The sequence below is a fragment of the Sphingomonas sp. Leaf412 genome, assembly GCF_001425405.1.
GTDB lineage: Bacteria > Pseudomonadota > Alphaproteobacteria > Sphingomonadales > Sphingomonadaceae > Sphingomonas.
In genome coordinates, this window is record NZ_LMQP01000002.1 from 312968 (window position 1) to 323216 (window position 10249).

Consider the following 10249-nt stretch of genomic DNA (forward strand, 5'->3'; position numbering starts at 1 on the left):
CACGTCGGCGAAGGTCATGCCCTTCGCGCTCTGTTCGTTGATCGCCTCGGCCGCGGCCGCCAGGATCGCCTCGCGCTTCTCGCGGAACCGGCGCGTGCTGGTCTCGCCTTCTTCGATCAATTCCCCCATCGGGTGATCCTAGCATGCGATTTTTGAAGAAACAGTCCCTTTATGACGCCGTCGTGAATCGGGCGTGACGTAGGGGGCGGCGGCGATTCAGGTCCTTTACCGAATAAGCGGTATGGCTTAAGCGCAACTCGAAACGACATGTCGGAGAGACGCGATGGACTTCACCCTGAGCGAGCGCGAGACCTATTTCCGGGACCGCGTGAAGGCGTTCATCGACGCCGAGATCGCGCCCCGGCAGGACGAATATCACCGCCAGCATCACGAGGGCGATCCGTGGAAGGTCCTGCCCGTCGTGGAGGAAGTGAAGGCGAAGGCCAAGGCCGCGGGCCTGTGGAATTTCTTCATGCCGCCCCATTCCGGGCAACATCACGTCGACGAGACTTTCGCGTTCGAGGGCACGCAGCTCACGAACCTGGAATATGCCTTGTGCGCCGAGGAGATGGGCAAGATCGGCTGGGCCAGCGAAGCGTTCAACTGCTCCGCGCCTGACACCGGCAACATGGAGGTGCTCCACCGCTACGGCACGCTGGAGCAAAAGGAGGCGTGGCTCCGCCCGCTGATGAACGGCGAGATCCGGTCGGTCTTCTACATGACCGAGCCTGCGGTCGCCTCGTCCGACGCCACGAACATCGAGACGCGGATCGTCCGCGACGGCGACCATTACGTCATCAACGGCACCAAATGGTGGTCCTCGGGTGTCGGCGATCCGCGTTGCAAGATCGGCATCCTGATGGGCAAGACCAGCTTCGAGGGATCGCGCCACAGCCAGCAGTCGCAGATCCTGGTGCCGATGGACACGCCCGGCATCACGATCAACCGCATGCTGTCGGTCTACGGCTACAATCACGCGCCGCACGGCCATGGCGAGGTGACGTTCAAGGACGTCCGCGTGCCGGTCGACAATCTGCTGCTGGGCGAGGGCCGCGGGTTCGAGATCGCGCAGGGCCGGCTGGGGCCGGGCCGGATCCATCATTGCATGCGCACGATCGGCGTCGCGGAGGTCGGGCTGGAGAAGATGGCGAAGCGGCTGCTGAGCCGCGTCGCGTTCGGCAAGCGTATTTCCGACCATTCGATCTGGGAGCAGCGCATCGCGCAGGCGCGGATCGAGATCGAGATGACGCGCCTTTTGTGCCTGAAGGCGGCGCAGACGATGGACGTCGCGGGCAACAAGGCGGCGTCGCAGGAAATCGCGATGATAAAGGTGTTCGCGCCCAACATGGCGCTGCGCATCCTGGACGATGCGGTGCAGGCGCATGGCGGCGGCGGCGTGGCGGAGGATTTCGGTCTGGCGCACGCCTGGGCATCGCAGCGAACGCTGCGGCTGGCGGACGGCCCGGACGAGGTCCACGCCCGGGCGATCGCGCGCAACGAGTTCGGCAAGTACGGCGACTGGAAGGCGGAAGTAGCGTCCAATGATCGCCGCGGACCGGAGGTGTCGAGCGCGGACATCGGCGTCAGCCGGTAGGTCGTCATCCCGGCGAAAGCCGGGATCTCGTGCCGCAAGGGCACGCCCGAATTGCCTGAGACCCCGGCGTGCGCCGGGATGACGTGGGGAGGATTGCCGGTGAAGGCCGCCGTATTGTTCGAGACGAAGAAGCCGCTGGAGATCGCCGACGTCGACGTCGCGAAGCCGCTGGCGCACGAGGTGCTGATCCGCACGCAGGCGGTCGGCGTCTGCCGGTCCGACCTGCATTTCGTCGACGGCGCCTATCCCCATGCGCTGCCCGCGATCCCCGGCCACGAGGCCGCCGGCATCGTCGAGGCGGTGGGGAGCGAGGTGCGGACGGTGAAGGTGGGCGACCATGTCGTCACCTGCCTGTCCGCGTTCTGCGGCCATTGCGAATTCTGCGTCACCGGGCGGATGTTCCTGTGCGTCAGTACGGAGGTGCGCCGGCGGCAGGGCGAGGCACCGCGGCTGGTGATGGCGAACGGCGACCCCGTCGCGCAGATGCTGAACCTGTCCGCCTATGCGGAGATGATGCTGGTCCACGAACATGCCTGCGTGTCGATCGACCGCGACATGCCGATGGATCGTGCCGCGCTGATCGGCTGCGCGGTGACGACCGGGGCGGGGGCGGTGTTCAACACCACCGACGTGTCGCCGGGCGAGACGGTGTGCGTCGTCGGCTGCGGCGGCATCGGCCTTGCCGCGGTCAACGCCGCCAAGATCGCGGGCGCGGGGAAGATCATCGCGCTCGACCCCGTGCCGGAGAAGCGCGCCATCGCGGAGAAGCTGGGCGCGACGCACACGTTCGATGCGCTTGGCGAACATGTCGTGGCCGAGGTGGTGGAGGCGTCGAACGGCGGCGTCCATCACGCGATCGAGGCGGTCGGGCGGCCGCAGTCGGCGGCGACGACCGTGTCGGTCCTGCGTCGCGGCGGCACCGCGACGATCCTGGGCATGATGCCGCTGTCCGAGAAGGTCGGCCTGTCGGCGATGGACCTGCTGTCGGGCAAGCGATTGCAGGGCGGGATCATGGGCTACAACCGCTTCCCGGTCGACATCCCGCGGCTGGTCGATTTCTATCAGCGCGGCCTCCTCGACCTCGACACCATCATCGCCGAGCGATTGCCGCTGGCGGAGATCAACCATGCGTTCGACGAGCTTCGCAAGGGCGATGCGACGCGCAGCGTGATCGTGTTCGACCGATGACCGACGCGCCCGACGAGAGCCTCCAGGCCGATATCCCCGAGCGCGACCGGCTGGACACCGGGCGGCTGTCGGCGTGGATGCGCGACCATGTCGACGGGTTCGACGGCCCGTTGACGTACGCCAAGTTCGCGGGCGGCCAGTCTAACCCGACGTACAAGCTGATGACCCCCGGCGCCGATTACGTCCTGCGGCGCAAGCCAATGGGCGAGTTGCTGCCGAGCGCGCACCAGGTCGATCGCGAATATCGCGTGATGGCCGCGCTGCACCCGACCGGCTTCCCGGTGCCGCGGCAATACGGGCTGTGCCAGGACGACGGCGTGATCGGTTCCGACTTCTACGTCATGGAAATGGTGGAGGGGCGGACGATTTGGGACGGGACGATGCCGGACCTGTCGCCCGATCAGCGGCGCGATCATTATCATGCGATGATCGACACGCTGGCGGACCTGCACAACACCGATCATGAGGCGATCGGGCTGGGCGATTTTGGGCGGCCGGGGAATTATTTCGAGCGGCAGGTCGGCCGTTGGACGAAGCAATATCGCGCCGCCGAAACCGAGCACATGCCCGCGATGGAGACGCTGATCGACTTTCTGCCGCGCACCCTGCCCGAGCAGACGCGCACGTCGATCGTCCACGGCGACTATCGCGTCGACAACATGAAGTTCGCATCGGGAACGGAGCCGCGTGTCGCGGCGGTGCTGGACTGGGAATTGTGCACGCTGGGCGATCCGACGGCGGACCTGACCTATTACCTGATGAGCTGGGTGACGGTGCCCGAAGGGCGTTCGGGCGTCATGGGCCTGACCGGCGCCGAGACGGGGATTCCCGATCTGGACGAGATGGTCGCGCGCTATTGCGCGCGCACGGGGCGCGACGGCCTGCCCGCGCTGGACTGGTATTTCGCCTTCAACCTCTTCCGCCTCGCCAGCATCGTGCAGGGGATCAAGAAGCGCTTCCTGATCGGCACGGCGTCGAATGCGAAGGCGGAGGCGACCGCCGCGCGCGTGCCGATGCTGGCCGACGCGGCGCTCGATTTCGCGCGGAAGGCCGGGGCGTAGGTGGTGGTTTCACCCCGGCGTATTCCGGGGCGACGATAGGAGGCTGCGATGTCGTTGTTCGATCTGGCCGGTAAGGTCGTGCTCATCACCGGGTCCTCGCGCGGGATCGGCAAGGCGTCGGCCTTCGCCTGTGCCGAGCAGGGGGCGAAGGTCGTGATTTCCAGCCGCAAGCAGGATGCGTGCGATGCCGTGGCCGCGGAAATCAATGCGCGCTTCGGCGACGGCACCGCGATCGCGGTCGCGGCCAACATCTCCGACAAGGCGGGGTTGCAGGCACTGGTCGATGCCACGCGCGGGGCGTTCGGGCGGGTCGACGTGCTGGTCTGCAACGCCGCGTCGAACCCCTATTACGGCCCGCAGGAGGGGATCGCGGACGAGCAGTTCCGCAAGATCCTCGACAACAACATCCTGTCCAACCACTGGCTGGTGACGATGGTCGCTGGCGAGATGAAGGAGCGGGGGGAAGGCTCGATCATCATCGTCAGCTCGATCGGCGGGCTGCGTGGGTCCCCGATCATCGGCGCCTATTGCATCAGCAAGGCGGCGGACATGCAACTCGCCCGCAACCTGGCGCACGAATATGGCAAGCACGGCATCCGCGTGAACTGCATCGCGCCCGGCCTGATCCGCACAGATTTCGCCAAGGCCCTATGGGAGGACGAGGCGGCCGTCGCCGAGCGCAACCGGACGACCCCGCTGCGCCGCATCGGCGAGCCGGAGGAGATCGCGGGCGCGGTCGTCTATCTCGCCAGCCCGGCGAGCGCGTTCATGACCGGGCAGGTGATGGTCATCGACGGCGGTGTGACGATCTGACCGGGGCGCCTCGTCACCCCGGCGCACGCCGGGGTCTCGTGCCGCACAGGCACGGTTCATTGCTTGAGACCCCAGCCTTCGCTGGGGTGACGGAGATGCAGGAATGCCACGTTTCATCGACAAGTCGATCATCGTCACCGGCGCGGGTTCCGGCATCGGCCGCGCCGCCGCCACGCTGTTCGCGGCGGAGGGCGGCAAGGTCCTGTGCGCCGACATCAACGACACCGCGGACGCGACCGCCGCACTGATCCGCGACGCAGGCGGTACGGCGGAGGCGATCCGGATGGATGCGGGCAGCGAGGAGGATGTCGCGCGCGCGGTCGCCCGGGCGTGCGAGGCGTTCGGCGGGCTGGACGTGATGTTCGCCAATGCGGGCATTTCGGGCGGGATGGCCAATATCTTCGACACCGACGTCAGCCTCATCACCGAGGTGCTGCGCGTCAACCTGATCGGTCCGTACCTGGCGGTGAAGCATGCCGCGCCGCGGATCGCCGAACGCGGTGGCGGCGCGATCATCCTGACCGCCAGCGTCGCGGGCATCCGTTCCGGCGCGGGTTCGCCAGCGTATTCGGCGTCGAAGGCGGGGGTCATCAACCTGGCCATGACGTCGGCGCAGCAATTGTCGGGTTCGAACGTGCGCGTGAACGCGATCTGCCCCGGGCTGACCGAGACCGGGATGACGCGTCCGACGTTCGATTACGCGCGCGACGCGGGCAAGATGGATCGGCTCGGCCGGCTGAATCCGCTGCGTCGCGGGGCGCAGCCGGAGGAGCTGGCGAAGGTCGCGCTGTTCCTGGCCTCCGACGACGCCAGCTACGTCAACGGACAGGCGATCGCGGTCGACGGCGGACTGTCGTCGAGCCACCCGGTGACCAAGCAGGAATACGGCCGCACCGCAGTGTGACGGAACGGGCCGCGGTTTCGGGCGCTTCTTCCGTCACTTGACAGGAGAAAGTCCGTGGCCGCACCCGTTCGCTACACCCCCGATATCGAGGATATCCGCAACGACGAGGCGGCGACCGTCGCCGAGTTGAACGACACGTTCGATACCATCCTGCACCGGACCGCGGAAGATTACGGCCATGCCGTCCGATCGGTCCATGCGAAGGCGCATGCGATCCTTGAGGGGACGTTAACGGTCGACGCGGGTCTGCCCGCCGAACTGGCGCAGGGGCTGTTCGCGACGCCGGGGCAGCACAAGGTGTTCATGCGCCTGTCGACCAATCCTGGCGACATCCTGGACGACGCCATCTCACTCCCCCGCGGGTTGGCGATGAAGGTGCTGGACGTCGCGGGCGAGCGGTTGCCGGGGGCGGAAGGGACGACGCAGGATTTTGTTCTGGTTAACGCGCCGGTGTTCCAGGCGAAGGACGCGGGTGCCTTCCTCGGCAACCTCAAGCTGCTGGCGAAGACGACCGATCGCGCCGAAAAGGCGAAGGTCGTGCTGTCCGCCGCGCTTCGGGGCGTCAACACCGCGCTGGGCGCGATCGGAATCGAAAGCGCGACGGTGAGGACGCTGGGCGGCGCGCCGAACGTGGAGCCCCTGGGCGAGACGTATTTCAGCGCCACGCCCTTTCGGTACGGCGACCATGTCGCGAAGTTCAGCCTGCTGCCGGTCGCGCGCGCGATGACCGCGCTGACGGGCAAGACGATCGATCCGGCGGGCGACCGCGATGCGATCCGCCATCGGCTGCGCGAGGAGATGAAGGGCATCGACGCCGAATGGGAATTCCGCGTGCAGCTGGCGCGCGATCCGGTGCGTCAGCCGGTCGAGGACCCGACCGTGGAATGGGACGCGGCGGAGGCGCCGTGGCAGCGCGTCGGCGTCGTGCGTGCGCGGGCGCAGGACAGCTGGGACGACGCCCGGGTGGAGGAAGTGAACGAGCGGCTGCGCTTCAGCGTCTGGACCGGGCTGGCGGCGCATCGACCGCTGGGCAACATCAACCGGTCGCGCCGCGACGTATACCGCCATTCCGCCGATTTCCGCGCGCGCGTCAACGGCTGCCCGATCCACGAACCGGGTTGACCGGGTGTTAACCATTCCCGCTTTAGCGACGATGCGTTGTCGCCGGGGTGAACCATGTCGCAGGAAGGGCCGTTACGGGCGGCGATCGATCGATCCCAACTGGTCATCGAATTCGATCGCGACGGCATCGTGCTGGCCGCGAACGACCGCTTCCTGTCGACGATGGGCTATGACGGCGCATCCGTTATCGGGCGGCATCATTCGATGTTCTGCGAACCGGCCTATGTCGCCTCCGCCGACTACGGAACGTTCTGGCGCGGGCTGGCGCGCGGGGAATATCAGGGGGGCCGGTTCCGCCGGATCGCGCGCGACGGGGCGGAGGTCTGGCTCCAGGCCACGTACACCCCGATCCTCGACGCGGCCGGCGCCGTCGAGCGTATCGTGAAATTTGCCGCAAACGTGACCGATACGGTGCGGCTCGCCAATGAGGTCGCGCGCGCGCTGGAGGAAAGTCAGCTGTATCGCAGGCAGGCGGAAAGCCATCGCAGCGATCGCGAGGGGTTGATCGACCGGCTCGGCGCGGTGGTCGATTCGATCGAGGCGATCGCGCGCCAGACGAACATGCTCGCACTGAACGCGTCGATCGAGGCGGCGCGCGCGGGCGACGCGGGGCGCGGATTCGCGGTGGTGGCGCAAGAGGTGAAGAAGCTGGCGTCCGACACGCAGGTCGCGACCGCGAATGCGCGCCGGATGATCGCAGGCTAGCCCCCCTTCGACCACCGCTCCACGACCGCCGCGAGCACGTCCAGCGGCATCCCGCCCGCCTGCACCACCGTATCGTTGAATCCCCGCACGTCGAAGCGCGCCCCCATCCGCGCCTTCGCCGCATCGCGCAGCCGGTTGATCTCGTTATGGCCGGTCTTGTACCCCAGCGCCTGCCCCGGCCAGGTGCAATAGCGGTTCAGTTCGGACGTCGCCTGACTGTCGGTGAAGCCGGTGGCGCCGCGGAAGAATCGCTTCGCCTGGTCCATCGTCCAGCGCTTGTGATGCAGGCCCGTGTCCGCGACCAGCCGCGCGGCGCGGAAGTTCATCGATTGCAGATAGCCGATCCGCCCGAGCGGGTCGTCGTCGTAATAGCCGATCTCCCCCGCGATCTGTTCCGCGTACAGGCCCCACCCCTCGCTATAGGCGTTGAAGCCCAGGAGGGTGCGGATCAGCGGCAGGTCGAACGTATATTCGCCCTGCCAGATATGGCCCGGGATCGCCTCGTGGAAGGTAAGCGTCGGCAGGGCGAAGCGCGGCCAGATGCCGGTGTCGCGCAGGTTGATGTAATAGGCGCCGGGTACTTTCCCGTCCATCGATCCCGGCCCGGCATAGCCGTTGGGTGCGCCGTCCTGGATCGCGGGCGGCACGCGCCGGATGACGAGGTTGCCGCGGACCAGCTTTCCGAACGCCCGCCGCAGCCGCGGGCGAAGCTTGGCGACGATGGTGTTCAGATAGGCGAGCAGTTCGGCGCGGCCCGCATCGGTATCGGCGAACAGCAGGTCGGGGCGTTTGCCCAGCGCGATCAGCCGCTCTCCCGCGGTCCCCTGCGTCAGGCCCTGCGCGCGCAGCAGCGGGTCGAGTTCGGCGGCATAGGCGCGGCATTGCTCCAGCCCGATCGTGTGGATCTCGTCCGGGGTGGAGCGGGTCGTCGTCGCCGCCTCGGCCAGCCAGGCGTAGCGGTCCGCGGCGTCGGGCGTTTTCCACATGCCGGGCACGTCCGACGCCTTCGGGCGCAGCGTGGCGAAGGCGTCGGCCTGCGCCGCCAGCGCGGGACGGACGCTGCGGTCGATGATCGCGGTCGCGCGCGCGGTCCAGTCGCCCGCGATCCCCGCTGCGCCCGTCTTGTCTCCCAGCCCGGTCGCCAGCGTCGGCGGTGCGGCGGCGGCGGCGCGCAGCTGTCGCTCCGCGATCGCGTTCAGGAAGGCGGGGAGGTAGACGCCCGTCGCGGCATCGGCGCGCAGCCGTGCGGTTTCGTCGGTCAGCTGGCGCGCATAGCCGTCGAGCCGCGCCAGATACGCCTCGGCATCCGCCTTCGTAGCGATCGTGTGCTTCGTTTCGAGCAGGTCGGGCGTGTCCACCAGCGCGCCGTTGCCCTGCGACACGACATAGGGGGTGGAGCGAAAATTGTTGTTCGACAGCAACGCCATGTCGCCCACCGGCATCCGACGCCAACCGTCGATCGCCAGCGCGTGCGCGGCCTCGACCGTGGCGACGTGGGTCGCGACCGTGGGCGACAGGCCGTCGCGCGGAAGGGCGCGCACGGCGGCGAGCCTGGCGACCGCGTCGTCCCGACGCCGCGCTTCCGCGGCGGCGCTGCGATCGGTCAGGCGTGCCTTCAGCGCGGCGCGGGCGCCCTTGTCGATGCCCAGCTGCGTCGCATATTCGGGGTAGGCGGCCATCAGCGCCTCCGCCTGACGATCGAGCGACGTCATCGCGACGCGGTCGGCGGCGGTTTCTGCGCGAACGGGAAGGGCGGCGGTGGCGCTCAGGGCGGCGGTGCCGGCGAGGAGCCGGCGGCGGTCGATCTGCATGCGCGCGATCATGCACGATGCGCGCGGCGGGGGAAGGGGGTTCCTTGACCGTCATGCCGGGACGAGCCCGGCATGACGAAATGTCGCTACTCCCGCGGCTTGCGCATCCGGATCAGTCCTTCCTGCGCCACGCTGGCGACGAGCCGTCCGTCCTGCGTGAAGATGCGCCCGCGGTTCATGCCGCGCGCGTGGCCCGCCCACGGGCTGTCGGTGACGTACAGCAGCCATTCGTCGGCGCGGAACGGCTCGTGCAGCCAGATCGAATGGTCGAGGCTCGCGCTCTGGAACCCCGGCGTGGTCCAGTTGACGCCGTGGGGCAGCATGCACGTGCCCAGCAATGCCATGTCGCTGGCATAGGACAGGATCGCGCGATGCATCGCGGGGTCGTCGCCGATCGGCGCGCAGACGCGGAACCAGCTATGCTGCACCGGATCGGTGGGTGTCGGATTGAACCACTTGCGCGGGTAGACGGGGCGAATCTCGATCGGGCGCGGGCGCGTGACCATCGCGCGCTGCTTCTCGGGCAGGTTCGCCGCATCCTTCGCGCGCAATTCCGCCTCGGTCGGCAGCGTTTCGGGGGCAGGCACCTCGGGCATCGCGTCCTGGTGGTGATAGCCTTCCTCGGGCACCTGGAACGAGGCTGCGAGGTTCAGGATCGGCTGCCCGCGCTGCATCGCGATCACGCGCCGCGTGGCGAAGCTGCGCCCCTCGAAATCGCGCACGACGCGGTAGACGATCGGATGCGCCTCGTCCCCGGCGCGCATGAAATAGGCGTGGAGCGAATGCGCGATCTTGGGATCGTCGGTCGACCGCTGGGCGGCCTGCAACGCCTGCGCGATCACCTGCCCGCCGAACACGCGGCCGAAGCCGTGCGAGGACCGGCGCCCGCGGTACAGGTCGGTGTCGAGCTCCTCGACGTCGAGCAAATCGACCAGGTCGGCGGCGAGATCCTGCGGTGTCGTCATTCTATCCTCCCCGGCAGGGGGAGGGGGACCAGCCGAAGGCTGGTGGAGGGGGAGCGCCACGAACGCTCCGCCTGCGGCACTCCCCC

Annotated in this window: 9 protein-coding genes and 1 pseudogene; 7 read left to right on the plus strand and 3 right to left on the minus strand. The window is 68.1% G+C overall.

Translation table 11 applies throughout. From position 1 onward, the window contains the following. Positions 1–129 (minus strand): annotated as a pseudogene (locus tag ASG29_RS17415) (TetR/AcrR family transcriptional regulator); the annotation flags it as partial. A gap of 154 nt (positions 130–283) precedes the next feature. Here ASG29_RS17415 and ASG29_RS05925 point away from each other — a divergent pair. From ASG29_RS05925 to ASG29_RS17785, 7 genes are all read left to right on the plus strand, one after another. Next, positions 284–1594 (plus strand): acyl-CoA dehydrogenase family protein, encoded by a 1311-nt coding sequence (locus tag ASG29_RS05925; protein WP_055981634.1) that lies wholly within the window; start codon positions 284–286, stop codon positions 1592–1594. A 99-nt stretch (positions 1595–1693) separates the two neighbouring features. Then, entirely contained in the window at positions 1694–2782 is a 1089-nt protein-coding gene (locus ASG29_RS05930) for a Zn-dependent alcohol dehydrogenase (protein WP_235532795.1), read from the plus strand. Then, positions 2779–3843: a phosphotransferase family protein gene (locus ASG29_RS05935; RefSeq protein ID WP_055981641.1), complete on the plus strand. Its 1065-nt coding sequence runs from the start codon at positions 2779–2781 to the stop codon at positions 3841–3843. The genes ASG29_RS05930 and ASG29_RS05935 overlap by 4 nt, the downstream gene beginning before the upstream one ends. Positions 3844–3891: 48 nt before the next feature. Further along, entirely contained in the window at positions 3892–4656 is a 765-nt protein-coding gene (locus tag ASG29_RS05940; protein WP_055981644.1) for an SDR family NAD(P)-dependent oxidoreductase, read from the plus strand. A gap of 103 nt (positions 4657–4759) precedes the next feature. Further along, the gene (locus ASG29_RS05945; protein ID WP_055981646.1) at positions 4760–5560 is read left to right on the plus strand and encodes an SDR family NAD(P)-dependent oxidoreductase; all 801 of its coding nucleotides are present in this window, start codon (positions 4760–4762) and stop codon (positions 5558–5560) included. Positions 5561–5614: 54 nt separating this feature from the next. Beyond that, positions 5615–6682 (plus strand): catalase family protein, encoded by a 1068-nt coding sequence (locus ASG29_RS05950; protein ID WP_055981649.1) that lies wholly within the window; start codon positions 5615–5617, stop codon positions 6680–6682. Between the two features lie 54 nt (positions 6683–6736). Then, complete coding sequence (locus ASG29_RS17785) at positions 6737–7387, plus strand: methyl-accepting chemotaxis protein (protein ID WP_055981652.1); 651 nt, start codon at positions 6737–6739, stop codon at positions 7385–7387. Here the strand turns inward: ASG29_RS17785 and ASG29_RS05960 are convergent. Continuing rightward, a complete protein-coding gene (locus ASG29_RS05960; RefSeq protein ID WP_055982301.1) occupies positions 7384–9198 on the minus strand; it encodes a DUF885 domain-containing protein in 1815 nt (604 codons plus the stop codon). The two genes, ASG29_RS17785 and ASG29_RS05960, sit on opposite strands and share 4 nt — an antisense overlap. Positions 9199–9284: 86 nt before the next feature. After that, complete coding sequence (locus ASG29_RS05965; protein WP_055981655.1) at positions 9285–10163, minus strand: acyl-CoA thioesterase; 879 nt, start codon at positions 10161–10163, stop codon at positions 9285–9287. Positions 10164–10249: the final 86 nt, after the last annotated feature.